Origin of the sequence: Alloalcanivorax dieselolei B5 (assembly GCF_000300005.1) — a bacterium.
Classification (GTDB): Bacteria; Pseudomonadota; Gammaproteobacteria; order Pseudomonadales; family Alcanivoracaceae; genus Alloalcanivorax; species Alloalcanivorax dieselolei.
This window is the reverse complement of sequence record NC_018691.1, coordinates 2,474,002-2,497,055: the sequence shown is the minus strand read 5'-3', so window position 1 is coordinate 2,497,055 and position 23,054 is coordinate 2,474,002. Positions and strand designations below refer to the sequence as shown.

23 protein-coding genes are annotated in these 23,054 nt (G+C 61.9%); 16 read left to right on the top strand and 7 right to left on the bottom strand.

Annotated features, from left to right (window positions below):
- The first annotated feature begins 26 nt into the window (after positions 1–26).
- From hemN to B5T_RS11215, 3 genes are all read left to right on the top strand, one after another.
- On the top strand, positions 27–1,400 hold the full coding sequence (hemN, locus tag B5T_RS11225; RefSeq protein WP_014994621.1) for an oxygen-independent coproporphyrinogen III oxidase: 1,374 nt from the start codon (positions 27–29) through the stop codon (positions 1,398–1,400).
- 82 nt (positions 1,401–1,482) lie between these two features.
- Positions 1,483–2,196: a fumarate/nitrate reduction transcriptional regulator Fnr gene (gene fnr / locus B5T_RS11220; RefSeq protein WP_014994620.1), complete on the top strand. Its 714-nt coding sequence runs from the start codon at positions 1,483–1,485 to the stop codon at positions 2,194–2,196.
- Positions 2,193–3,110, top strand: coding sequence for a universal stress protein (locus B5T_RS11215; protein WP_014994619.1), 918 nt, complete (start codon positions 2,193–2,195; stop codon positions 3,108–3,110). The genes fnr and B5T_RS11215 overlap by 4 nt, the downstream gene beginning before the upstream one ends.
- A gap of 35 nt (positions 3,111–3,145) precedes the next feature.
- Here B5T_RS11215 and yaaA read toward each other — a convergent pair whose 3' ends face one another.
- Entirely contained in the window at positions 3,146–3,925 is a 780-nt protein-coding gene (yaaA, locus tag B5T_RS11210) for a peroxide stress protein YaaA (RefSeq protein WP_014994618.1), read from the bottom strand.
- A gap of 221 nt (positions 3,926–4,146) precedes the next feature.
- On the opposite strand from yaaA, the gene B5T_RS11205 reads away from it, so the two are divergent.
- Together B5T_RS11205 and B5T_RS11200 are read left to right on the top strand one after the other, a co-directional pair.
- Positions 4,147–4,623, top strand: coding sequence for a hypothetical protein (locus tag B5T_RS11205; protein WP_014994617.1), 477 nt, complete (start codon positions 4,147–4,149; stop codon positions 4,621–4,623).
- Between the two features lie 80 nt (positions 4,624–4,703).
- Positions 4,704–5,540 carry an MBL fold metallo-hydrolase gene (locus B5T_RS11200; protein WP_014994616.1) on the top strand — a complete coding sequence of 279 codons (837 nt, stop codon included), beginning with the start codon at positions 4,704–4,706 and terminating at the stop codon, positions 5,538–5,540.
- 34 nt (positions 5,541–5,574) lie between these two features.
- On the opposite strand, the gene corA is transcribed toward B5T_RS11200, so the two are convergent.
- Positions 5,575–6,525 carry a magnesium/cobalt transporter CorA gene (corA, locus tag B5T_RS11195; RefSeq protein WP_014994615.1) on the bottom strand — a complete coding sequence of 317 codons (951 nt, stop codon included), beginning with the start codon at positions 6,523–6,525 and terminating at the stop codon, positions 5,575–5,577.
- A 96-nt stretch (positions 6,526–6,621) separates the two neighbouring features.
- On the opposite strand from corA, the gene B5T_RS11190 reads away from it, so the two are divergent.
- The gene (locus tag B5T_RS11190; protein ID WP_051015473.1) at positions 6,622–7,263 is read left to right on the top strand and encodes an alpha-ketoglutarate-dependent dioxygenase AlkB family protein; all 642 of its coding nucleotides are present in this window, start codon (positions 6,622–6,624) and stop codon (positions 7,261–7,263) included.
- Positions 7,264–7,275: 12 nt separating this feature from the next.
- On the opposite strand, the gene B5T_RS11185 is transcribed toward B5T_RS11190, so the two are convergent.
- Entirely contained in the window at positions 7,276–8,499 is a 1,224-nt protein-coding gene (locus B5T_RS11185) for a nucleoside recognition domain-containing protein (protein ID WP_014994613.1), read from the bottom strand.
- Between the two features lie 202 nt (positions 8,500–8,701).
- Between B5T_RS11185 and B5T_RS11180 the strand changes: the two genes are divergently transcribed.
- Positions 8,702–10,816: a carboxy terminal-processing peptidase gene (locus tag B5T_RS11180; RefSeq protein ID WP_014994612.1), complete on the top strand. Its 2,115-nt coding sequence runs from the start codon at positions 8,702–8,704 to the stop codon at positions 10,814–10,816.
- A gap of 12 nt (positions 10,817–10,828) precedes the next feature.
- Here B5T_RS11180 and B5T_RS11175 read toward each other — a convergent pair whose 3' ends face one another.
- Entirely contained in the window at positions 10,829–11,602 is a 774-nt protein-coding gene (locus B5T_RS11175) for an alpha/beta fold hydrolase (RefSeq protein ID WP_014994611.1), read from the bottom strand.
- 223 nt (positions 11,603–11,825) lie between these two features.
- Between B5T_RS11175 and B5T_RS11170 the strand changes: the two genes are divergently transcribed.
- From B5T_RS11170 to B5T_RS11155, 4 genes are all read left to right on the top strand, one after another.
- The gene (locus tag B5T_RS11170) at positions 11,826–13,256 is read left to right on the top strand and encodes an ABC1 kinase family protein (protein WP_041717519.1); all 1,431 of its coding nucleotides are present in this window, start codon (positions 11,826–11,828) and stop codon (positions 13,254–13,256) included.
- A 201-nt stretch (positions 13,257–13,457) separates the two neighbouring features.
- A complete protein-coding gene (locus B5T_RS11165; protein WP_014994609.1) occupies positions 13,458–14,672 on the top strand; it encodes a Re/Si-specific NAD(P)(+) transhydrogenase subunit alpha in 1,215 nt (404 codons plus the stop codon).
- A complete protein-coding gene (locus B5T_RS11160) occupies positions 14,672–14,947 on the top strand; it encodes an NAD(P) transhydrogenase subunit alpha (protein ID WP_014994608.1) in 276 nt (91 codons plus the stop codon). The genes B5T_RS11165 and B5T_RS11160 overlap by 1 nt, the downstream gene beginning before the upstream one ends.
- Before the next feature lie 3 nt (positions 14,948–14,950).
- Positions 14,951–16,333 (top strand): NAD(P)(+) transhydrogenase (Re/Si-specific) subunit beta, encoded by a 1,383-nt coding sequence (locus B5T_RS11155; RefSeq protein ID WP_014994607.1) that lies wholly within the window; start codon positions 14,951–14,953, stop codon positions 16,331–16,333.
- Positions 16,334–16,409: 76 nt separating this feature from the next.
- Here the strand turns inward: B5T_RS11155 and B5T_RS11150 are convergent, their stop codons facing one another.
- The gene (locus tag B5T_RS11150) at positions 16,410–17,237 is read right to left on the bottom strand and encodes a FecR family protein (RefSeq protein ID WP_014994606.1); all 828 of its coding nucleotides are present in this window, start codon (positions 17,235–17,237) and stop codon (positions 16,410–16,412) included.
- Positions 17,234–17,749: an RNA polymerase sigma factor gene (locus tag B5T_RS11145; RefSeq protein ID WP_014994605.1), complete on the bottom strand. Its 516-nt coding sequence runs from the start codon at positions 17,747–17,749 to the stop codon at positions 17,234–17,236. The genes B5T_RS11150 and B5T_RS11145 overlap by 4 nt, the downstream gene beginning before the upstream one ends.
- Positions 17,750–18,107: 358 nt before the next feature.
- Between B5T_RS11145 and B5T_RS11140 the strand changes: the two genes are divergently transcribed.
- Positions 18,108–18,338: a hypothetical protein gene (locus tag B5T_RS11140; protein ID WP_014994603.1), complete on the top strand. Its 231-nt coding sequence runs from the start codon at positions 18,108–18,110 to the stop codon at positions 18,336–18,338.
- Positions 18,339–18,379: 41 nt separating this feature from the next.
- Here B5T_RS11140 and thpR read toward each other — a convergent pair whose 3' ends face one another.
- Positions 18,380–18,937: an RNA 2',3'-cyclic phosphodiesterase gene (gene thpR / locus B5T_RS22695; RefSeq protein ID WP_014994602.1), complete on the bottom strand. Its 558-nt coding sequence runs from the start codon at positions 18,935–18,937 to the stop codon at positions 18,380–18,382.
- Positions 18,938–19,024: 87 nt separating this feature from the next.
- Between thpR and rimO the strand changes: the two genes are divergently transcribed.
- The 4 genes from rimO to B5T_RS11115 all read left to right on the top strand — a co-directional run bounded on the left by rimO (position 19,025) and on the right by B5T_RS11115 (position 23,002).
- On the top strand, positions 19,025–20,341 hold the full coding sequence (rimO, locus tag B5T_RS11130) for a 30S ribosomal protein S12 methylthiotransferase RimO (protein WP_014994601.1): 1,317 nt from the start codon (positions 19,025–19,027) through the stop codon (positions 20,339–20,341).
- On the top strand, positions 20,338–21,186 hold the full coding sequence (locus B5T_RS11125) for a DMT family transporter (protein WP_014994600.1): 849 nt from the start codon (positions 20,338–20,340) through the stop codon (positions 21,184–21,186). Before rimO ends, B5T_RS11125 begins: the two co-directional genes overlap by 4 nt.
- A 96-nt stretch (positions 21,187–21,282) precedes the next feature.
- Positions 21,283–22,251 (top strand): alpha/beta fold hydrolase, encoded by a 969-nt coding sequence (locus B5T_RS11120; RefSeq protein ID WP_014994599.1) that lies wholly within the window; start codon positions 21,283–21,285, stop codon positions 22,249–22,251.
- An 85-nt stretch (positions 22,252–22,336) separates the two neighbouring features.
- Positions 22,337–23,002: a class I SAM-dependent methyltransferase gene (locus tag B5T_RS11115; RefSeq protein WP_014994598.1), complete on the top strand. Its 666-nt coding sequence runs from the start codon at positions 22,337–22,339 to the stop codon at positions 23,000–23,002.
- Positions 23,003–23,054 lie beyond the last annotated feature (52 nt).

The window sequence follows — 23,054 nt, the reverse complement described above, 5'->3', positions numbered from 1 at the left end:
CCGCCATTACCCTTTGGAGCGCTGACATGACGCAATGGAATCCGGATCTGATCCGCCGATTCGGAGGCCCCGGGCCCCGCTACACCTCCTATCCGCCGGCCACCCAGTTTCATGAGGAAGTCGGCGAGGAGGACTACCGGCGGGCCGCGGCCCGCGGTAATCAGGCCCGCCGTCCACTGTCGCTGTACTGCCATATCCCGTTCTGCGCCACGGTGTGCTACTACTGCGCCTGCAACCGGATCATCACCGGCAACCGGGCCAAGGCCGAGGATTATCTGACCTTCCTGAAGCAGGAGATCAAAGCCAAGGCGGCGCTGGTGGACCCGCAACGGCCCGTGGTGCAGATGCATTGGGGCGGCGGCACCCCCACCTACCTCAGTGACGCGCAGATGACCGAGCTGGTCTATGACCTGGCCCGTCATTTCAATCTGCTGGAAGATGATCGCGGCGAGTACGCCATCGAGGTCGATCCGCGCACGGTGGATCGCGCCCGTCTCGGGCTGCTGCGGGGGCTGGGTTTCAACCGGCTCAGTATCGGCATTCAGGATCTGGATCCGGTGGTGCAGAAAGCGGTTAACCGGGAGCAATCCCTCGAGCTGATCACCGAAGTATTCGAGGCCGCCCGGGATTTCGGTTTCCACTCCATCAATGCCGACATGATTTACGGTTTGCCCTGGCAGTCCGCCTCCAGCCTGGCCCGCTCCCTGGAACAGTTGCTGGCTTTACGCCCGGAGCGCATTTCACTTTACAACTACGCCCATATGCCGGCGCGCTTCAAGGTGCAGCGACAAATCCAGGAAACCGCGCTGCCCAGTCCGGAGGAAAAACTCGCCATGCTGAAACTGGCCGGCGAAACCCTGGAGGCGGCCGGCTACGTGCTGATCGGCATGGATCATTTTGCCCTGCCGGACGATCCCATGGCGGTGGCGCAGCGCAACGGCACCCTGCACCGCAATTTCCAAGGCTACTCGTTGCATGGCGACGCCGACCTTTTGGGCATGGGGATCAGCGCGATCAGCGCTTTTGATGATTTCTACGCGCAGAACGTCAAGGTTCTGAGCGACTGGCAGGAAGCCGTGCAAGAGGGGCGTATGCCGATCGAGCGGGGTTTCCTGCTCGATTGGGACGATCGCCTGCGCCGTGACGTGATCATGGGGCTGCTGTGCGACCTGCGGCTGGATCTGGTCGCCTTTCGACAGCGTTGGGAAGTGGATTTCGCCGATTATTTCAAGGACCAGCTGGCCGCGCTGGGCGAATTCGAGAAACTGGGGCTGATTGATATGGACGGCCCCGTGTTGAAGGTCACCGATACCGGGCGCCTGGTGGTGCGCGCTCTGGCGATGTTGTTTGACCGCTATGCCGGCACCCCGAACCCACAGCGATTCAGTCGCATTATTTAGCTCGCCGTCACCGATCCGGGAGACCATAATGTCTCAAGCCGTAATTGCACTACGCAGTGTATCCAATATGGAGGTACGCAGCATGCCTCGTCACGTTTCATGCAACGACTGTAGTCTCAGCCCCATTTGCCTGCCGTTGGCGGTGGCGCCTTCCCAGCTTGACGAACTGGATGGCATCATCCGCCGCGGCCGCCCTCTCAAGCGCGGAGAGCACCTGTTTCGCGCCGCCTCCCCGTTCGGAGCGGTTTACGCCGTGCGCTCCGGGGCCCTGAAGACCTATGTCCTCTCCGATGAGGGCGAGGAACAGGTTACCGGCTTCTACCTGCCGGGTGAGATCGTCGGCATGGACGGCATCAGCACCGCGCACCACGTTTCCAACGCCAAGGCATTGGAAACCGCCACGGTGTGCGAGATCCCCTTCCATCGCCTGGAGGATCTGTCGCAGCGCATCCCCTCCTTGCAGCATCACTTCTTCTCGCTGATGAGCAACGAGATCCGAGCCGACCGCGAACTGCACATGCTGTTGAGTAAGAAGAGCGCGGATGACAGAGTGGCTTCTCTACTGTTGTCCCTGGCCGCGCGTCAGCAGCGCCGGGGCTTGAGCAGCAGCCGCTTCCGTCTGCCCATGTCCCGCTACGACATCGCCAATTACCTGGGACTGGCGGTGGAAACAGTGAGCCGCATTTTCACCCGTTTTCAGCAGCAGGAGATGCTGCTGGTGGACGGCAGGGATGTGGAAATCATCGACCGGGAGGCGCTTTGCGGCAGCGGCAGACTACAAGTGGAGGCACCATGACTATTCCGACCGATGGCATTCTCGTTGTATTGGACCGCCACCTGAAGGCTCCGCAGCCGGCGTTGAAGAAAGGCCGGCTGCTGGCCGCGGCACTGGGCTGCCCTCTAGTGGTGACCGTCAATAGCGATTCGTCGGCCATGCGCCGTGCCGTGGGACTGGACCAGAAACGCCGGCAAGCAGCCGAACAGCAAATCCGTAACGCCTGGGAAAGGCGTATCCAGGACTTGCTGGCGGGTACCGAGGCCTCCGTGCATATCACCACGCACAAGGATCAGGATGAAGATCTGCGGCAGACGGTAATTGCCGCCAAACCACGCCTGGTGGTGGTTCATACCAGCGAGGAAGGCACTCTGCGGCGTCATCTGTTTACGCCACGGGACTGGCTGCTGATCCGCAGAGCGCCCTGTCCGGTGCTTTGCGTGCAGGACCGTCCCTGGAGCGAGCCGCCGGTGTTTACCGCGGCGATCGAGCCGGAGGAAGAAGACGAGAACGGCCTGGACGCCACCGTACTGGCCGCTGCCCGGGAATGGTCGGCGCCGCTGCAGGCGTCACTCAACGCCGTGCACGTGCTGGAACATCCGGACGAGACGTTGTTATTGGTGGCGGGAGAAGCGTTGCCTGAATACGCCGCCAGTGCCGAGAGCATTCGCAAGAGTCACCGCGACGCTCTGGACCGTTTCGCCGAGCGCCACGGTCTGCCGCTGGAGCGCACGGAAATGCTGGAAGGGCCAATCGCCGGCACCCTGGCCGACTACTGTGAAAATAACGGCTCCGATGTGCTGGTGGTGGGGACGGTGCGCCGCAACAAAGTGGAACGGCTGCTGCTGGGCGCCACCGCCGAATCCCTGCTGGTGCACGCCCGCAATGATGTGCTGGTGATCAAGCCCGAGGGCTTTGAGGCCGACTGGCAGTGAAATCGTGGCCCTTTTCTGTATGAAAAGGGCCACGATCAACCGCCCTGCTCGGCTCTTCGGAACACCGGTTTGGTGTCCGTGGAAGACGTTTTGTCATAGCGATACCCCGCCTCCCTGAATCGCTTCAGATCCTCGGGCTTTTCAAACCCCTTGCGCAATATCCAGGCCGCCATCATGCCGCGGGCTTTTTTGGCGTAGAAACTGATGACTTTATATTTGCCGTTCTTCTCATCCTGAAAGACCGGCTCGATGACCGGCCCCGGCAACAGTTTGGTTCGCACGGATTTGAAGTATTCATTGGAAGCAAGGTTCACCAGCACGTCAGTGCCCACGGCGCGCATGTCCTTGATCAGTTGCCGGGTAATGCGTTCATCCCAGAAGGCGTACAGGTCCTTGCCGGCCGGTGTGTCCAGTTTGGTGCCCATTTCCAGACGATACGGTTGCATCAGATCCAGCGGCCGCAGGACTCCGTAAAGACCGCTCAGCATGCGCAGCCGATGCTGTGCGGCGGCCAGGTCGTCCTTGCTGAACCGGCTTACATCCAGTCCGGTGTAAACATCCCCTTTGAAGGCGAAGAGTGCCGGACGGGCATTGTCCTTGTTGAAGGGGCGTTGCCACAGAGCGAAGCGCTCGACGTTGAGGTGGGCGATCTTGTCACTCACCCCCATCAGGCTGGACAGATCCGCCGGCGACAGTTTGCGGGCTCTTTCCACCAGTGTTTCACTGTCATCCAGCATGCGCGGTTGAGTGGCGCGCAGCGCCGGCAATGATGACTCGTAATCCAGGGTCTTGGCCGGCGAGACCACTATCAGCATGGGTTTTCCTCCGTGGCATGAAATCGTGAATACCGCCATCATGATGGTCTGGCAACCGCCATGCCGGGGCACGGCTCATGATTAAGCAGCCATAGATGGTAGCGCAAGCGGCCATAGTTTGGACCACTGAACGGCATAGGCAGGGCCGGTTCCAATCCGGGTGACGCCGGCGGACGAGGATCGCGGCGGCGCCGGGGAAACAAAACAGAAGGATAAAGAGCATGCGGTATTTGTTGGTTCTGGCGGTGGTGACCGCGGTGGTGGTGTTGCTCTGGGGCAGCTGGCAGGCCGGGCGGCGCCCTTTCTATCTGGTGCTCACCGGGGTCGGCGTGGCCAGCGCCGTGATGCTGATTTCCTTTCTGTTCACCGACCAGGAGCGTCTGGTATCCGGTGATCCCGCATCGATCACCGTTACTGTCACCGGTGTCAGTCAGATGGAGACCGGGGTGCGGGTAAGCGGCGAGATCAGCAACCGGGGGGAGCATGCCATCGCCCATGTGCTGCTGGACACGGTCGCCCTCTCCTGCCCACCGGCGAAAGCCTGCGAGACACTCCATGAAGAGCGGATTCCAGTGTCCATTCATGTGCCCGCCGGTGGCCGCTATCCCGTGGCGGTGGTGGCCGACCGCGACCGCGGCATGCAGACCCCGGACCGTTGGGAGTTGCGGGTCCGGGAAGTACAAGTGTACGGCGAATAGGCACGGTCGCCGTCATACCGGGGGGTTTGCAAGCCAGGACTAAATGGTCACAATGCGCTTCCCGAACCAATGGAGTTACCATGGCGGCGCTGATTCCCGGCCAGTCCACGGCCATCGCTACCAATGCCTGGCGTGTGCTGGGCCGTAACCCCGGCATGATGACCGGCCCCGGCACCAACAGCTATCTGGTGGGCGGCCGCGCCCTGACGGTGATTGATCCCGGCCCCACCGACCCGGAGCATACCCGGGCTCTGCTGGCCGCGGCCGAGGAACTGGGGCGACCGATCGAGCGCATTATCGTCACCCACACCCATCGCGATCATTCCCCCGGAGCCCATGACTTGGCCGCCGCCACCGGTGCCGTGCTGGAAGGCCCCTGGGTGCCGGACGATGGTTTGCAGGACACCACCTGGGAACCGGCCCGCGAGCTCAAGGACGGTGATACCGTGGACTGCGGCGGCCTGACCCTGGAGGTGATCGCCACACCCGGTCATGTCGGTAACCACCTGTGTTACCTGCTAAAGGAAGAGGCGCTGCTGTTCACCGGCGACCATCTGATTCAGGGGTCCACCGTGGTGATAGCCCCGCCTTCGGGCTCCATGAACGCCTATCTGTCTTCCCTGGACAAGCTGCGGCAATGGGATATCAAACGCATGGCTCCCGGGCATGGCGACGTCATTGACGAGCCGTTGGCGCTGGTGGATCACACCATCAACCACCGGCTGGAGCGGGAAAAGAAAGTCTTCGCCGCCCTCACCGGCGAGGCCACCAGCGTGCCGGACCTGGTGAAACGGGTTTACGACGATGTGCCTGAATTCCTGCACGGTGTGGCGTGTCTGTCACTCGAGGCGCATCTGATCAAGCTGCATGAAGATGGCCGCGCCCATCGCCAGGCTGACCTCTGGCGCCTTCCTTAAAGAACCTGCAGGGCAGGCTCCTACAATCCAGCAATTACAGCCAGCCCTTCCGTTTGAAGTACCAGTACGGGGCGAAACCCGACAGGAACATCAGCCCGATCACCGCCGGATAGCCCAATTCCCAGTTCAGTTCCGGCATCACCTGGAAGTTCATGCCATATATGCTGGCAATCATGGTCGGTGGCAGGAAGACCACGGCGGCAATGGAAAAGATCTTGATGATCTGGTTCTGTTCGATATTGATGAACCCCTGGGTGGAATCCATCAGGAAGTTGATCTTCTCGAACAAAAAAGTGGCGTGGGACATCAAGGTGTCCAGGTCATGCTGGATTTCCGAGCAGGTGCGGCGGCGCTCCTTGTCGGCCCGCACATAGCGCTGGATAAAGGAGATCGAACGCTGGGTATCCATCAGACACAGGCGGATTTTTCCGTTGCTGTCTTCCAGATGGGCCAGTTTCTCGATGCCGTCCTCCAGTTCCGCTTCCTCATCCTCCAGCACCAGATAACTGACATCCTCCAGGTCCCGATGGATGTCCTCCAGCGTATCGGCCAGATTCTCGGTCTTCTGCTCAAGAATGCTCAGCAGAATGTCCAGCGGCTCCAGGGCGCGCACCCAGCCGCGCCGGATACGCATGCGCATGAGCCGGAAATCCGGAGCGCGGGAATCCCTGAAGGTCAACAGCCGGCCCGGTTGCAACACAAACGCCACGGTCGAGGTGCGGTGGCGCCCCTCGCTCTGATGAACGAACAGGGAGTGCACGTGAAGACCATGCTCATCATGGAAGAAACGGGCGGAGGATTCGATCTCCTCCACATCGTCGGATTCCGGCAGCGCCTGGCGGAACAGGTGCTGTACCTCCTGCCGTTCTTCAGCGGTGGCGTCCACCAGGTCGATCCAACTGGCTTCCTTGGCGGTGTCCGGGGTCAGCCCCGCCACATCCCGCTCGCGGAGCACTCCGTCTTCAATATCGTAAACGTACAGCATGCTAGACTCCTGGCGACGGACCTTCCACTAAACTGCGCATAAGCATCATCCATGCGTACATAGATGGTCAAAGGCGCTTAGATAGAGCAGGTTGCGATGACTGTCAACCACACACTTTCCCGGCTCGACTCCCTGCCCCCTCCCCTTGAATTGGGTAGAGGGGCACGCATCTGGCTGATTGAGCGGCTTCTCGGCCCTTCTGCTTCGGCCCTGTTCCACACGCTTTGTAACGAACTCCCCTGGGAACAACCCCGTGTACAGGTGTTCGGCCGTTCTCATCCGGTGCCCCGGCTGGTCTGTTGGCTGGGTGACACCGGTGTCACTTACCGCTATTCCGGGCTCATTCACCGGGCCGGGGGTTGGCCCGACCGGCTGACGCCATTACGGCGCGCGGTGACCGCGCTGACCGGACTAACGCCCAACGGTGCTCTGGCCAATCTCTATCGGGATGGCGACGACACCATGGGCTGGCACCGGGATAATGAGCCGGAACTGGGACCGGCCCCCTGGATCCTGTCCTATAATCTCGGCGCCACCCGCGACTTCTGCCTGCGCCGCTACGGTGAGCACCGGCAAAGCCACCGGTTGCCGCTGTCCCACGACAGCCTGTTGATTATGTCTCCCCAGGTGCAGCGTTATTATGAACACGCCCTGCCCCGCCGTCGGCGGGTGCGCGAGTCCCGTCTCAATCTTACCTTCCGCCATATCGTCACCGCGGCGGCGGACGTTCCCGGCTAGCAAAGCAGGCGGTCAGCCGAAAAACAGGTAGCTGACCAGAATCGCGGTAACCAGTCCAGCGGCGTCGGCGGCCAGACCGCACCACAAGGCATAACGGAAGTTTCGCACTCCGACACTGCCAAAGTAGACGGCGAGAACGTAAAAAGTCGTCTCGGTGGAACCCTGCATCACCGCCGCCATGCGACCGGCCAGCGAATCCACGCCCTGTGTATGCATGACATCCAGCATGGCGGCGCGGGCACCGGATCCGCTTAATGGCTTCAGCAGGGCCACCGGCAAGGCGTCCACGAAACGGGTGTCCCAGCCAAGCCACAAGGCGGTATGCCGGATCGCCGAAAGCACCGCTTCGAGTACACCGCTGGCGCGCAGCATGGCGATGGCGGCCAGCATGGCGACCAGATACGGGATCAGCCTCACCGCCAGGGTAAAGCCTTCCTTGGCACCTTCGATAAAGGCGTCATAGCTGTCCACCCTGGCCCGCCAGGCCGCCACGAAAAAGGCGCCGATTACCGCCAGCAGCAGGCCGTTGCCGAGCAGGCTGGAAAGCCGCGCACTGGCGTCCGCCGGTACCCACCATACCGCCAGCCCGAGCAAACCAAGCAACGCCAGCCAGCCGCCGGCGACCGCGAGCAGTATCGGATCCCGCAGCCGTATGCCCTGCAGACGGGCGGTCAGGGCCACGCCGACAAACGTGGAAGCGGTGGTTGCCATCAGCATGGGCAAATAGATGTCGGCGGGGTCGGCCGCGCCCTGCTGGGTGCGGTATAGCAGCACGGTCACCGGTACCAGCGTCACCGCGGAGGTGTTCAGTACCAGGAACATGATTTGCGCATCGCTGGCCGTTCGCGGCCGTGGATTGCTTTCCTGCAGCGAGCTCATCGCCTTGAGCCCCAGCGGCGTGGCGGCATTATCCAGGCCGAGCATATTGGCGGCCATGTTCATGGAAATGCCGGCGCCGGCCTGTGAACCTTCCGGCACCGATGGCATCAGACGATGGAGTACCGGTTGAACCAGAGCGGCAAGCCGGTCGGCGAGACGGCTTTGCTCGGCCAGGCGGAACAGACCGCTCCACAAGGCCAGCACGCCAATCAGCCCGAGGCTGACCTGAACCGCCAGATCGGCCGCCTCCCACAGCGCGCCCACCACGCGGGCGGGCGCCCCGGTATCGCCGAGCAGTAGTTGCAGGATGGCGCCGGCGATGCCGATCAGGAAGAAGCCGGTAAACAGGCGATGCATGGTGTACGGTGCTCTCCGTAGTTGTGGATGCCGTGGCGGTGGGTGGCGGTCACAAACACATCGTCAGGAACGATGTTTGACGTCGCCCTGTCGACGGCCCGCATGGTGACCACCATGGATGGTGGTCACAAATCCGGACCTCCCATACGAATTAATCAGAGGTTCCCGTATACTGCCAGTAAATGAATCATTGAGTGAGTCCATGAGCGTAATTCGCAAGCTGAGTGCCTTGATCGTTGCCGGGTTGCTACTGGGCGGCGCCCTGCATATTGGAGACGGCCTGCAGGCGGCGGCGCCGGAGGTCCAGGGCAGCATCAAGCCGGATAAGGTGCATCGGGAAGCGGCGAAGGAAATCGTCGACCGCCTGAAATTGCATTACCGGCGGCTGGACTTCGATGATTCCCTGTCCGGGCAGATGCTGGACCAGTACATCAAGGATCTGGACCCGAACCGCCTGTACTTCACCGCCGAGGACATCGGCGAATTCGACCGCTATCGCGACCAGCTCGATGATCAGCTGCGCAGAGGCACTCTGGAGGCGGGCTACACCATCTTCAACCGCTTCCAGCAACGGGTGGAACACCGTTTGCAGAAAGCGCTGACGCAACTGCGCGGCGATCTCGATAAATGGAAGTTCGACAGCGACCGCAAGGTGCTGGTGGATCGCACCAAGGCCGATTGGGCGCCGGATCAGCAGGCCCTGGATCAAATTTGGGATGATTATCTGCGTAATTCCGTGCTGTCCATGCGGCTCAACGGCACCCCCGAGAGCGAAATCCAGGACCGCCTGGTGCGCCGCTACGAAGGCCAGCTCAGCCGGGTGCAGCAAAACAGTTCCGAGGACGTGTTCCAACTCTACATGAATGCGCTGGCACAGACCTTCGATCCACACACCAACTATTTCACTCCGCATAATTCGGAAAACTTCGACATCAGCATGAGCCGCTCGCTGGAAGGCATCGGCGCCGTGCTGCAGTATGAGGACGGCTACACCAAGGTGGTACGGCTGGTACCGGGCGGCCCCGCCGCCAAGGCCGGGCAACTGAAACCGGCGGATCGCATCATCGGGGTCGGCCAGGGTGACAAGGACGCCATCGTCGATGTGGTTGGCATGCGCCTGGATGAAGTCGTCGACATGATTCGCGGGCCCAAGGGATCCGAGGTGCGGCTGGAGATCATTCCCGCCGGCGGCGCTGGCGATCACAGCACCCGCACGGTCACCATAGTGCGCAACAAGGTGGTGCTGGAGGAACAGGCCGCCAAGAAGGAAGTGATCGAACTGAATCACGATGGCGAGAACGTCAAGCTCGGCATCATCGAAATTCCGGCCTTCTACCTCGACTTCAACGCCTTTCATCGTGGCGACCCGAACTACACCAGCACCACCCGGGATGTGGCCAAGTTGCTGGTGGAATTGCGCAAGGAAAATCCGGACGGCCTGATCATCGATCTGCGCAACAATGGCGGCGGATCACTGCTGGAAGTCAACAAGCTGGTGAGCCTGTTTATCAACCGCGGCCCCACCGTGCAGGTGCGTGAATCCTCCGGCCGTGTCAGTGTCGAAAACGACCAGTACCCGGGCATGCTCTACACCGGTCCCATGGCGGTACTGGTGAACCGTTACAGCGCCTCCGCCTCGGAAATTTTCGCCGGCGCCATGCAGGACTACGGGCGGGCGCTGATCGTTGGCGAGCCGACCTATGGCAAGGGAACGGTGCAGACCCTGCTGGACCTGAATCATGGCAAGTTGAAGATGACCAACGCCAAGTTCTATCGGGTGTCCGGTTCCAGTAACCAGAATCTGGGCATTGTTCCAGACCTGTTGATGCCGTCGCTGATCGATACCAACGAGGTGGGCGAAGGCGCCCTACCCAATGCCCTGCCCTGGGACGAAATCGACTCCGCGGATTATCAGCAGGTGGCGGATCTGATGCCGTTCCTGCAGACCTTGCGGCAGCGTCACGAACGGCGCATCCAGAAGGATCCCGAGTTCGTCTATGTGGAAGAGCTGCGCACCTTGCTGGATGAGGCACGCGAGCGCAAGGAAGTGACGCTCAACGCGGCCAGCCGGGAATCCTGGCAGGAAGGTTTCGACAAGCGCCGTCTGAACATCGAAAACGCCCGCCGCAAAGCCCGCGATGAAGAGCCGCTGGAGGATATGGCGGCGCTGCGGACGCTGGAAGAGCAGCGGGCACTGGACCCGGAAGCGGCGGAGGATCCGATGAAGAAGGACCCTTACCTGCGCGAGACCGGCCATATTCTGGCGGATATGATCGAGCTGGCGCAGGCTCAGCGGGTGGCGGACAAACGGGATTAACAGAGCGTCGCTTCAGGAACCTGACGCCGCTGCCCAGCTCTTCAACTCCCGCGCCAGCCAATCCGGCGCATCCAGGGACAGATCGTGACCGGCCCGAGGGTGTACGCTCAACGGCCGGTTCCAGGCGCGGGACAACGCTTGCGAACAGCGCGGGCTTACCAGACGATCCCCTCCCCCATTCACAATCAGCACCGAGCTGCTCCGCGGTAATTGCTCGGGCGCTCGAAAGCGGGTGGCGGCCCACAGTTGGCGCAGACTGTTCGCCGTGGAAACCGGCCTTTGCCCGGCGATGAGGGCCCATTGCCGGGCTACTTCGGCCAGGCGGTCCGGCGTCAGCAAGTTGCTGGTCAACTCGAGAATCGCTCGCTCCCTGCCTTCCGTATCCCGGCTTAGCAGCACATCGCGCAGCAAACGCGGATAGTTACGCACCTGTAAACGCTGGTGAAACGGACTGAAGCGCGCCGTGCTGCTGTTGATCAGGGCGGCACCACCGAGCTCGCCGGGGAAACGCTGTAGCCAGTCCATCCCCACCATACCGCCAAGAGACAGGGCCACCAGTCTGGGCCGCTGGCTCAGCACGTCATCCCCCAATTCGGCACGGGCGGCGTCCACCATCTCCGCCACCGTGGTGGGACTGCGCTCATGATGACGCCGGCCATTGCCGGGAAGATCCACGCAGCGCACCTCATGCCCCGCCCCCAACACTTCCGCCAAACGGCGATCAAAGCCCTGCCAGTGGGCCTGCTCGCGAATCAGTCCGCGCAGCAGAATCCAGACTGTGGTCATAACGTTTCGGTTCTCCCGAGCCGTGGCGCCGCTGACGGCGCCGGGTTTGTTTGATTCCCGTCTCCGGCGACACCGACGGCGCCTTGCTGTTGGCGCTGCCATACCACTAGGATCGGAGCCGGGCTACACTGCCCTCTGTGAGTCATGGTTCATGGCGGACTTTTCCAATCCGTTGCCCGTGGCTGATGCCATCGCCTTAGCAGATCTTGGAGTGCGCGAAAATATGGCACGAAAAACCGTCAAAAGGGTTAAAACCGGTTCCCTGGAACGGCGCTTTTCCCTTGCCCGCGCCGGCTTTCTCGCCGGCGCCCGCTACGCCACCGCCAGTGCCGGCACCCTGTTCTCCGCCCCGGATAAGCGTGAGGAAAGACGGAAAGCCATTCTCTCTCAACGGGCCGAGGAATTGGTGGCCGAGTTGGGCGAATTGAAAGGCTCGGTGGTGAAAATCGGGCAAATGATGGCCCTGTTCGGAGAGCATTTCCTGCCGGAAGAGGTCACCACCGCCTTGCACTCGCTGGAAAACGACACCGCCGCGCTCGAGTGGCCGGCCATGGAGCGCCATCTTAAACAGCAATTGGGCACCGTGAAACTGGCGGAACTGGAGGTGGATCCGGAGCCGCTCGGCGCCGCCAGCCTGGGGCAGGTCCACCGGGCCCGGCGCAAAAAGGACGGTCGCGAGCTGGTACTCAAGGTGCAGTACCCTGGTGTGGCCGACGCCATAGATTCGGACATGCGCGCCTTGGTGCGGCTGCTCAAGCTGAGCCGTCTGGTGCCGATCACCGACCAGTTCAATCAATGGCTGGGCGAGGTGCGCGCCATGCTCGGCCGGGAAGTGGACTACGACCTCGAAGCCCACACCACTCGCCATTTCCGTGAAGCGTTGCGTGAAGACCCCCGCTTCATTGTTCCAGAAGTGTTTTCCGAGTACTCCTCCCACAATATTTTGTGCCTTTCCTACGAGGAAGGACTGCACATCAGTGACCCGAAGGTGGTTGCTCTGAGCCAGGAACGTCGCAACTTTCTTGGCCGCGCGATCATGGAGCTGTGCTGCCGGGAGGTGTTCGAGTGGAACAAGATGCAGACCGATCCGAATTTCGGCAATTATCTGCTGCAAATCGATGAGGACGGCCACGACCGCATCGTGCTTCTGGACTTCGGCGCCATCCGCGATTTCGATGACGAGGTGCTGGGCCCCGGCCGGGAAATGATCCGCGGCGCCTGGTATCACGATACCGAGCGCCTGGTGCGGGCGATGAAGGCGTTGCATTTTCTTTCCGGCGATCCCCCTCGCCGGGTGCAGGAGGATTTCGCCGGCCTCTGTTTCGAGGCCATCGAGGCCTTGCAGGACCCGGATCGCTTTCCGCCGCCGGCTTCGGTGATCAATGAGAAAGGGGAATATCTGTGGGGGGAAAGCAACCTGCCCAGCCGGGTGCTGAATCGCGCCAGCCGTAACGCCCTGTCTGTTCACTTCGACGTGCCGCCGAAGGAATTCATCTTTCTACTGAGGAAGTTACTGGGGGCTTACACTTTTTTGCATGTGATCAAGGCGCAGGTGCGTGGCGATACCATTCTGGGCCCCTTCATCCATATGCATGAAGATGATGATAAGGCCCGTGTTGATCAACAATTGAGCGAAAGTGCGAAGAAATCATGATCTTTATGATCAAAATCTAACCATCTATCCACCAAACCGCGATTTCTTGTTTGCCAAGCTCGCCACTCCACAATAAGGTTAGCAGCCTGCTCGACGGCCGGTTTTCTTAAACCGGCCTTTTTGTGAGGGCCTCCGTGCATTTCCGGTTAATGCCGTGGCATGGGGGCTGCCCAACAAACCATATAAACGGGGGTAACGCAGGTGATTATCGGTGTTCCCAAGGAAATTCGCCCCGGCGAGGAGCGCGTCGCCCTGACGCCCGCCAATATCGCGGCTTTATTAAAGAAGCACGATATTCAAATCCTCGTTGAAACGGGTGCCGGCGTCGCCGCCGGTTTTACCGACGGCCAGTATGAAGCCGCCGGTGCCAAGCTTGCTGACCGGGATCAAATCTTCTCCAGCGCCCAGGCTATCCTGCAGGTGCAGACGCCAGGCAGCAATACGACCAATGGCCAGGACGATTTGGACAAGATGAAGAGCGGACAGTTCCTCATCGGCATGACCGATCCGCTGGCCAATCCAGGTTTCGCCCAACAACTGGCCCAGAGCAATGTCACCGGCATCGCTCTGGAGCTGGTGCCGCGGATTACCCGGGCTCAGGCCATGGACGTGCTGTCCTCCATGGCGATGATCGCGGGCTACAAGTGCGTTCTGCTTGCCGCCACCACCGCCAACCGCATGTTCCCCATGAACATGACCGCCGCCGGCACGCTGAACGCCTCGCGGGTGTTTGTCATGGGCGCCGGCGTGGCCGGTCTGCAGGCCTGTGCCACCGCCAAGCGCCTCGGTGCCGTGGTGGAAGCCTATGACGTCCGCCCCGCTGCCCGTGAACAAATCCTGTCCGTTGGCGCCAAGCCGGTGGAGCTGGATCTGGATACCGGCGAAGCGGAAGGCAGCGGCGGTTACGCCAAAGCCCAGGGCGAGGACTTCCTCAAGCGTCAGCGCGAGTTGATGACCGACGTGATCAAGGACATGGACGTGGTGATCACCACCGCCGCCGTCCCTGGCGCCAAGAGTCCGATTCTGGTCACCGCCGACATGGTCAAGGCGATGAAGCAGGGTTCGGTGATCGTCGATCTGGCCGCCGAACGGGGGGGCAACTGTGAGCTGACCCAGTCCGGCAAGACCGTGATCGAGCATGGCGTGACCATCATCGGTCCGGAAAACGTTCCCTCCTCCGTGCCGCACCATGCCAGCCAGATGTTCGGCAAGAACATGGAGAACCTGCTCAACCTGCTGCTTGACGACCAGGGCGAGCTGGCGCTGGACTTCGAGGACCAGATCGTGGCGGACACCGTTATCAGCCACAACGGCGACGTGCCGCACACACGCTTGCGTGAGCTGCTTGGCCTGCCCGCGCTGGAGAAACCGGAACCCGAGGCGGCGGACGCCGACAACGGGAAGGAGGAGAAGTAATGGACTTCGTAGCCGAACTAACGCTTTTCGTGCTGGCCATCTTTCTCGGCGTGGAACTGATCACCAAGGTTCCCCCCACCCTGCACACCCCGCTGATGTCGGGCTCCAATGCCATTTCCGGCATTACGCTGGTGGGCGCGCTGATCGCCGCCGGCTCCGACGCCGGCATGCTGGTGAAGGTGCTGGGTTTCATCGCCGTGGTACTGGCCACCATCAACGTGATTGGGGGCTTCATGGTGACCAATCGAATGCTGGCGATGTTCAAGAGGAAGTAAGCAATGCAGATTTCCCAGAACTGGATCGATATCGCCTATTTGATCGCCGCCGTGCTGTTCGTGCTCGGCATCAAGGGCCTGACCAAACCGAAAACCGCGGTGCGCGGCAACATGCTGGCCGGCGCGGGCATGGCGGTGGCCTGTGTGGTGACCTTGCTGCACCGGGACATCGTCAGCTATGAAGTGATCATCGCCGGCATCCTGGTCGGTGGCATCATTGGCGTGCTGTTGGCGAAGAAAGTACAAATGACCGCCATGCCGCAGCTGGTAGCCCTGCTTAACGGCTTTGGTGGTGGCGCTTCCTTCTCCGTGGCGGCGGCTGAGTTCTTCCGTGGTGGCCATCCGGACACGGTGGGCATCATCGCCACCGGTGCCGCGGTGCTGATCGGTGCCGTGACTTTCACCGGTTCCTTCGTGGCCTTCGCCAAACTGCAGGAACTGATCGACGGCAAGCCGATGGGTTTCCCGGGCATGAAGGCGGCGAACGCCGTGTTGCTGCTCGGCTCCATCGTGGCCATTGCCTACCTGGTCTCCAACCCCGGTTCACCAACGGTATTCTGGGGACTGGCCATCGCCGCCGCTGTGCTGGGTATCCTGCTGGTGATGCCGATCGGCGGTGCCGACATGCCGGTGGTGATCGCGCTGCTGAACTCCTACTCCGGTGTGGCCGCTTCCGCCGCCGGTTTCGTCATGGGCAACAGCGCGCTGATCATTACCGGTTCCCTGGTGGGCGCCTCCGGCCTGATTCTGACCCAGATCATGTGTAAGGCGATGAACCGTTCGCTCACCAACGTGCTGTTCGGCGTGATGGCGGAAGGCGGTGAAACCATTGATCAGGATGAGGTTTACGCCGGCAAGATCAAATCCACTTCCGCCGAGGAAGTGGCGATGCTGCTGGAGACCGCGCAGCGCGTGGTCATCGTGCCCGGCTTCGGTCTCGCCATGGCTCAGGCCCAGCACGCCGTGCGCGAACTGGCCGACACCCTCGAAGCCAACGGTGTCGAGGTGGAGTACGCCATTCACCCTGTGGCCGGTCGTATGCCCGGCCATATGAACGTGCTGCTGGCCGAGGCGGAAGTGTCCTACGACAAACTCAAGGATATGGACACCATCAACCCGACCTTCGAGCAGACCGACGTGGCGATCGTACTCGGCGCCAACGACGTGACCAACCCGATGGCCCGCGAAGACAAAGGCAGCCCGATCTACGGCATGCCGATCCTCAACGTGGACAAGGCCAAAACCGTGGTGGTGGTGAAACGCTCCCTGAGCGCCGGTTTCGCCGGTCTGCCCAACCCGCTGTTCGCCAAGGACAACACGCTGATGTTGTTTGGTGATGGCAAGGGCGCGGTGGTGGATATCACCGCCGCTCTGAAGGAAGGCTGATCGCCTCGCCTTCAGCCCTGCCCCAATGAAAAAGCCCGCTTCGGCAGGCTTTTTCGTGTTTCCCGGCATCCGACGCCTACATCTCGCTGATATCGTCCCGCGCCGTGGCCGTATTGGCCGCCGGCGCGTCGGCGGCCGGGGCTCCCGATGGCATCGCGGCCCCGGGCGTGGCGCCTCCTGCCATGGACAGAGCCTCGTGGATGCCCAATGCCAACTGAGCAAGCTCCAGCGGTGCGCTATCAGCGGCGAGCACGTAGCCGCGTCCGTTCTGACTCCAACGCACCAGGGTTACCGGTGACTGGGTCAGCACATGCAGCCAGTTATCGCCCGATCTACTCTGCCCTGTTTCGTACAGCGCCACTCGCTGCCCCTCGGTGTTTTCGAAACGGTACTCCTGAATATGCTGTCCGGAAACCAGCAGCGGTTGCTGGCCAGAGGCAATCAAGCCCAGACGGTCCAGTGGCAATGCCGGGGCCGGCGCGCTATCGGGTAACGCCACCGGATTGCTGAAGGCGTGGACGATGGCCTGGGTCAGATCGGCGGCGGGCTCCGCGGTAACCGGAGACGGGGGCGGTGTTTGCCACCACACCGCCATCATCACGCCTGCCGCCACCAGGGTGCCGAGACCTCCTGCGGCGGCAAGCCAGCGGCGCCGGGGGGCGGCGTTTGGAGCCCGGGCCGGAGAGGACAACGGCGCGGCGCTGCTATCGTCCTTGAGGGCACGCCACAGTGTTTCGTCACGGCGCCAGTAGTCACGCACGCGGTCCGCATAGGCCGGTTGCCGCCGGATTCCCGCCGCCACCCGGCGGGCACGCCGCCGTGGCAGCTCGCCGTCGGCGAAGGCACTCAATTCCTCTTCGGTAACGGTCTCGCGATACAATAAACCTTGCTCCCGCCAGCTCATTTCACGCTCCTTAACCGGGGGCGCCCGTCATCCCGGGTCGGACTGTCGAGGGCCTGACGCAGTGTCTCGCGGGCTCTGGAGAGACGCGAGCGCAGCGTCCCCACTTTAATACCGAGAATGCGGGCTGCCTCGGCGTAACCGGGACTTTCCAGCACCATCAACAGCAACGCCGCCCGTTGCTCCCGGGGTAATGCTCGCATCGCTTCCATCGCTTCGTGGCAGGCCAGGAACGGCTCCTGCCGTGCCTCCTGAGGCCGCTCCAGCCCGGCATCCGGGGTCAACGTTTCCCGCCGCCGCCGGGCACTGGCGCGGTCGTTCAGATACAGCCGGTACAGCATCCTGAACAGCCACGGCCGTACCGAACGCCCAGGCATCCACAGGTGGCGCTTGCGCAGCGCCCGTTCCAGACAATCCTGCACCAGATCCTCCGCCTGTCCCGGGTTATCACACAGAGCCCGGGCGTAGCGTTGCAGATGTGGGATCTGGTCGCAGATCCGACGTTCAAAACTCACTCCGGCGGTTCCTTTCCGGCTGACCTTGAGGCCCTCACTAGTACTTACAGCAGCGCCTGCGGTTTGGTTCCCAAAAAACACGTTGCCATGGAACCAAACCCCACCCTGTCCTGTAGACAGTAGTGAGGCGGCGGCAACACCGGCCCTTCGGTGGCGCCCCGCCCATTGAAGTCACCCGATAGATCGGGAGGTAATCTCATGTACGCAATGAACGCTCGCAAAGCCCTGTTGATGATCCTTGGCGCGGCCTTTCTTGGTGTTTCCGGTACCGCTGCCGCGGATAACGACCCCGACCGGCGCTGATTTATCCAGCGGCCCAACGCCGCCTGTGCACAATCACTTAATGGGAGGAAAAACCATGAAAGACGAAAAAATTGAACCAAGAACCGGGTTGAAAAGAGGTGTGGCCGGCACCCTGGCCCTGTTGCTGATGGGCTCGGTGCTGGCCGCCTGCGATCCCAAGCAGCCGGATTCACCGGCGCCGGGCGACCCGCAACAGCCTTCTCAGCCTGGTATGCAAAATGGTGGTGCCCCCGCTGACGGCGGCTCTGGTGGCGGCGCTGGCGGTTACGGCGGAAGTCAGCAATAGACGCTCCGGTGGCTTTGGGCTTCGGGATCGTCTCCCGGGGCTCAGAGCCGGTTTTTCAACGATTGCCGCCATCGTGGCCGATAGCCTTGCCGGCTCTCGTAGAGGATGACTTCATGGACATCAAATTCTATATGGTCTTTAAATAGACTTTCTATTCTCTCGTTTGCCCTTTTGCTGGTAAGTCGACGATGGCCGCGAGCCAGGGTCACATGGGGCAGAAAGCCGCGCTCGTCACGGTCCACGCCGAGATCTTCCAGCAGGCGCCAGATGCGCCCATGCAGCGCCATCAGCGCGGGGGATGGGAAGGCGCGCGCCGCCCACAGCCGGCTGCCGCTGGACGGGCTTCCTTTCGGTGGACTTCCTTTCGGTGGAAAGGGACTGCCATGAGCGAGTTTCAGGCTCAGCGGCTGTACTCCCGCCAGAATCGCTTCCAGTTGCTGGCAAAGAGCCTGCGTCCAGGAAAGCTCCCGCTCCCCGAGAAACGCCAGAGTCAGATGCAGATCCGCTAACGGCAATCGCCGCCCAGAGCCTTCCGGAACGCCCCGCAACAGAGCGCGACCGGCCTCCTCCGGCACCGGCAGTCCAATGAAACAACGCATAGGTGTTTTCTCCCTGCACCGCCAACCCAATAGGCATTCACGTCGGGTTAATAGTAGAATGCCGCCCCGCTGACTTCGAGGTGGTTTATGTCCGGTAAAGTTGGGTTTATCAGCCTGGGTTGCCCCAAAGCCCTGGTGGATTCCGAGCGCATTCTCACCCAACTGCGCACCGAAGGATACGAGGTGACGCCCAGCTATGATGACGCCGACGTGGTGGTGGTGAACACCTGCGGATTCATCGACGATGCCAAGGCCGAGTCCCTGGAGGCCATCGGTGAGGCACTGAGCGAGAATGGCAAGGTCATCGTCACCGGCTGCATGGGTGTGGAAGAAGACAACATCCGCAAAGTGCACCCGGCGGTGCTGTCGGTCACCGGCCCTCAACAGTACGAGCAGGTCGTCAACGCCGTGCACCAGGTGGTGCCCCCTCGCGCCGACCACAACCCCTTCACCGATCTGGTGCCACCCCAGGGCATCAAACTGACCCCGCGGCACTACGCCTATCTGAAGATATCCGAGGGCTGCAATCACAAGTGCAGCTTCTGCATCATCCCGGGCATGCGCGGCAAACTCGATTCCCGGCCGGTGGGCGATGTGCTCGATGAAGCGGAACGGCTGGTGAAAGCGGGCGTGCAGGAACTGCTGGTGATCAGCCAGGACACCAGCGCCTACGGCGTGGACCGCAAATACCAGACCGGCTTCTGGCAGGGTATGCCGGTGAAAACCCGCATGCTGGAGCTGTGCCAGGCGCTGGGGCAGCTGGGCGCCTGGGTGCGGCTGCATTACGTCTACCCCTATCCGCATGTGGACGAGATTATTCCGATGATGGCCGCCGGTCACATCCTGCCGTACCTGGATATTCCGTTCCAGCACGCCAGCCCGTCGGTGCTCAAGGCGATGAAGCGCCCGGCCCACGCGGAAAACACGCTGGAACGGATTCGCCGCTGGCGTGAGATCTGCCCGGACATCACCCTGCGCAGCACTTTCATCGTCGGCTTCCCGGGCGAAACCGACGATGATTTCGAGACGCTGCTGGATTGGCTGGAAGAGGCGCAACTGGATCGGGTTGGCTGCTTCACCTATTCGCCGGTGGACGGCGCCCCCGCCAACGCCCTGCCCGATCACGTCGACGAGGATGTGGCACGCGAACGTCAGGAACGCTTCATGAATGTCCAGGCGCGGATCAGCGCCGCGAAACTGCAACGCAAGATCGGCCAAACCCTGGAAGTGCTGGTGGACGAGGTCGGTGAAGACGGCGTGGTGGCGCGCTCCCAGGCGGATGCTCCGGAGATTGATGGCCTGGTGTATCTGCCCAACGATGCGCCGGTAAAACCCGGGCAACGCCTGCGGGTGACCGTCGAGGACGCCGACGATCACGACCTGTGGGTCCGGCCGGTCGCGTGAATAACGACCAGCCTCTGAAGGGCGCCTTGTTATTGATTCTGGGTGAAGGGTTGCTGGCGATCATGGCGGCCCTGATCAAGCATCTCTCCGACACGCTTTCCACCGAACTGATTGTGTTCGCGCGCAACTTCGTCGGCCTGCTGGTATTGCTGCCGGTGCTGGTGATCAGTGGCGGCATTCGCGACCTGGGTACCCGCCATCTCGGCCTGCATTTCATTCGCGGCTTCACCGGCGTGGCCGCCATGTTCTGCTTCTTTTACGCCATCGGCCATATCACTCTGGCGGAGGCGGTGCTGGTCAAAATGACGGTGCCGTTTTTCTTGCCATTGGTGGCCTGGGTCTGGCTGGGCGACCGGGTATCGCCGCGCACCTGGATGGCGGTCGCGCTGGGTTTTGTCGGTGTCGCGGTGATTCTGCGCGCCGACCAGGGCCAGGTGGATCCGGTGATGTGGGTGGCGCTCGGCGGCGCCGTCATCATGAGCGTGGCCAAGGTCAGTATCCGGCGCATGGCGGTGAGCGAGCCGGCGCACCGGGTGGTGTTCTATTTCACGCTGTTCGCCACCCTTCTTTCCGCTTTGCTGTTACCCAGCGTCGAGCAATGGCCCAACGGCGTGGAAATGCTCTGGATGCTGGCAATCGCCCTGTTCGCCATCGCCGGCCAGTTCGCCATGACCAGCGCCTATCAGGTGGCCCGTCCCGGCCAGGTTGGCGTCTACAACTACTCCGCCGTGGTGTGGGCGGCGATTCTCGGCTGGCTGTTTTGGGACGAGGCGCTGGCACTGAGCACTTATTTGGGCACCTTGCTGATTATCGGTGCCGGCATCTGGAACCTGAAATCACGCTGACAGCGCCATATTGACCTCTCCGGCGGTGCCATCCGCCGCGCCGATCCTCTACGGTGGCCCCTCCACGAGGAAAAATAACAACCGGAGGGAAGAAGGATGGCATGGCGTCGTATGGGGCTGATTCTGGTGGTAGCCGTTCTGGGGGCTGCTCTGCTGGGCGGATGTGAAGACGCCCGGCGTTGGGCCTACCATCAGGGCATCGCGTTCGAGCAATGGCGGGCGGGCCTGGATGCCCTGCGGGTACCCACCGAGGATGGCCTGGACTGGCACCTGCTGCAGTCCAAAGACGGCGAACAGGCACCGGCGGTCCTGTTGATTCATGGTTTCGGCGCCGATGCGCGCAACTGGGTGCGTTTCGCCAATCAATTGGAAGGTGAATACCGCTTTATCATTCCCGATCTTCCCGGCCACGGCGACACCCTCCCGCTGACCACATCAATGGACTATCGCCTGAACAAACAAGCCGTTCGCCTGTTTGGCCTGCTTGATCAGTTGGGCATCGAGCGCTTCCATGTGGCGGGCAATTCCATGGGCGGCGCCATCGCCATTGAAATGGCCCGGCGGCAGCCGGGTCGCCTGATTTCCCTGGGGTTGGTGGACGCCGCGGGCGTCACCCTGCAAACGCCGGAATTTCGCGACGCCCTGGCGCGGTCGCCGGGCAATCCCCTGATTCCTCGCCGGGCCGAGGACTTCCATGCCACGCTGGACTGGGCCACCGAGCGTTCGGTGGGCATGCCCGACTTCGCCATCACCCTGATGGGCGCCGAGAAAGCCGCCAACGCGGAGGTGGCGGAAAAGGTCTGGGCGGATATCAATCAGGATCCGGCCATGCAGCTGGGACAGAGTGACGTGCTATCCTCGATCGATACCCCGACACTGGTCCTGTGGGGGCGAGAAGACCGGCTTCTGGGGGTCGACAACGTCGAGGTCTTCACCCAAAGCATGCCGAATGCCCGCGCGGTAATCCTTGATGGTGTGGGCCACGTGCCGATGGCCGAAGCGGCGGGACAAAGCGCCGAGGCCTTCCGCGTTTTCTGGAACCAGGTCCCGGACCGGCCGCGCTGATCATCCCGGCCTTGAACCATCCCAACCTTGAACAAAGCCGCCGGCGCCCGTAAGGTCTTTCCTTTTTTCAAGGCGCCGTCCAGCCATGACCCTATCCGACACCCCCATTGCCAAAATCCGACGGGGCGAAGCCCACACCATCCATACCCGGGGGATTACCCTGCTGCGTTCCGGTCACCGTGAGGTGCGCCGTCTGAAACGCGCCAATCATGTGCCCTCGATCCATGGCAACAAAGTGTGGAACTCCAGCTTCCTGATCATGGATCAGTTGACCCGCGAGCGCCGGGCGCTGTCCCTGGGACCGGATACCCATTTGATGGACATTGGCTGCGGCTGGGGTCCGCTGTCCATATTCGCTGCCAAACGCCTTGGCTGCCGGGTTACCGCGGTGGACGCGGACGAGGATGTGTTCCCCTATCTGGAATTGCATGCCGCCATCAATAAAACCTCGGTGACGACACTGCAAAAGCGCTTTGAGAATCTGACCAAGGCGCTGCTCGCTGATGTGGATGTCATTACCGGTGCCGATATCTGCTTCTGGGATGAGCTCACGCCGGTGCTGTTTAATCTGATTCGCCGTGCCTTGAATCAGCGGGTGCGGCGGATCATTATCGCCGACCCCGGACGCTCGCCGTTCTATGAGCTGGCGCAGCGGTGCGAGGAAAAATTCGACGCCCGGCTGGTGGAGCGGCGCACTCAAACCCCCCGCGAGCTCAGTGCCGAACTTTTGATCATCGACGGCCCGCGCTGAATCCGGCCATTGAAAACCGGTTCGGAGCCTCCATTCAGATGACTGGTCGCGC

What these genes read in the sequence shown, in the direction of transcription:
- B5T_RS11185 (WP_014994613.1), bottom strand. Translation starts at nt 8,499, where the DNA reads ATGCATCGCCTGTTTACCGGCTTCTTCCTGATCGGCATCGCCGGCGCC.
- B5T_RS11175 (WP_014994611.1), bottom strand. Translation starts at nt 11,602, where the DNA reads ATGACCACAGTCTGGATTCTGCTGCGCGGACTGATTCGCGAGCAGGCC.
- B5T_RS11160 (WP_014994608.1), top strand. Translation starts at nt 14,672, where the DNA reads ATGGACTTCGTAGCCGAACTAACGCTTTTCGTGCTGGCCATCTTTCTC.
- B5T_RS11170 (WP_041717519.1), top strand. Translation starts at nt 11,826, where the DNA reads ATGGCACGAAAAACCGTCAAAAGGGTTAAAACCGGTTCCCTGGAACGG.
- corA (WP_014994615.1), bottom strand. Translation starts at nt 6,525, where the DNA reads ATGCTGTACGTTTACGATATTGAAGACGGAGTGCTCCGCGAGCGGGAT.
- B5T_RS11180 (WP_014994612.1), top strand. Translation starts at nt 8,702, where the DNA reads ATGAGCGTAATTCGCAAGCTGAGTGCCTTGATCGTTGCCGGGTTGCTA.
- B5T_RS11120 (WP_014994599.1), top strand. Translation starts at nt 21,283, where the DNA reads ATGGCATGGCGTCGTATGGGGCTGATTCTGGTGGTAGCCGTTCTGGGG.
- fnr (WP_014994620.1), top strand. Translation starts at nt 1,483, where the DNA reads ATGCCTCGTCACGTTTCATGCAACGACTGTAGTCTCAGCCCCATTTGC.
- B5T_RS11155 (WP_014994607.1), top strand. Translation starts at nt 14,951, where the DNA reads ATGCAGATTTCCCAGAACTGGATCGATATCGCCTATTTGATCGCCGCC.
- yaaA (WP_014994618.1), bottom strand. Translation starts at nt 3,925, where the DNA reads ATGCTGATAGTGGTCTCGCCGGCCAAGACCCTGGATTACGAGTCATCA.
- B5T_RS11200 (WP_014994616.1), top strand. Translation starts at nt 4,704, where the DNA reads ATGGCGGCGCTGATTCCCGGCCAGTCCACGGCCATCGCTACCAATGCC.
- thpR (WP_014994602.1), bottom strand. Translation starts at nt 18,937, where the DNA reads ATGCGTTGTTTCATTGGACTGCCGGTGCCGGAGGAGGCCGGTCGCGCT.
- B5T_RS11140 (WP_014994603.1), top strand. Translation starts at nt 18,108, where the DNA reads ATGAAAGACGAAAAAATTGAACCAAGAACCGGGTTGAAAAGAGGTGTG.
- B5T_RS11215 (WP_014994619.1), top strand. Translation starts at nt 2,193, where the DNA reads ATGACTATTCCGACCGATGGCATTCTCGTTGTATTGGACCGCCACCTG.
- B5T_RS11115 (WP_014994598.1), top strand. Translation starts at nt 22,337, where the DNA reads ATGACCCTATCCGACACCCCCATTGCCAAAATCCGACGGGGCGAAGCC.
- hemN (WP_014994621.1), top strand. Translation starts at nt 27, where the DNA reads ATGACGCAATGGAATCCGGATCTGATCCGCCGATTCGGAGGCCCCGGG.
- B5T_RS11205 (WP_014994617.1), top strand. Translation starts at nt 4,147, where the DNA reads ATGCGGTATTTGTTGGTTCTGGCGGTGGTGACCGCGGTGGTGGTGTTG.
- rimO (WP_014994601.1), top strand. Translation starts at nt 19,025, where the DNA reads ATGTCCGGTAAAGTTGGGTTTATCAGCCTGGGTTGCCCCAAAGCCCTG.
- B5T_RS11150 (WP_014994606.1), bottom strand. Translation starts at nt 17,237, where the DNA reads ATGAGCTGGCGGGAGCAAGGTTTATTGTATCGCGAGACCGTTACCGAA.
- B5T_RS11190 (WP_051015473.1), top strand. Translation starts at nt 6,622, where the DNA reads ATGACTGTCAACCACACACTTTCCCGGCTCGACTCCCTGCCCCCTCCC.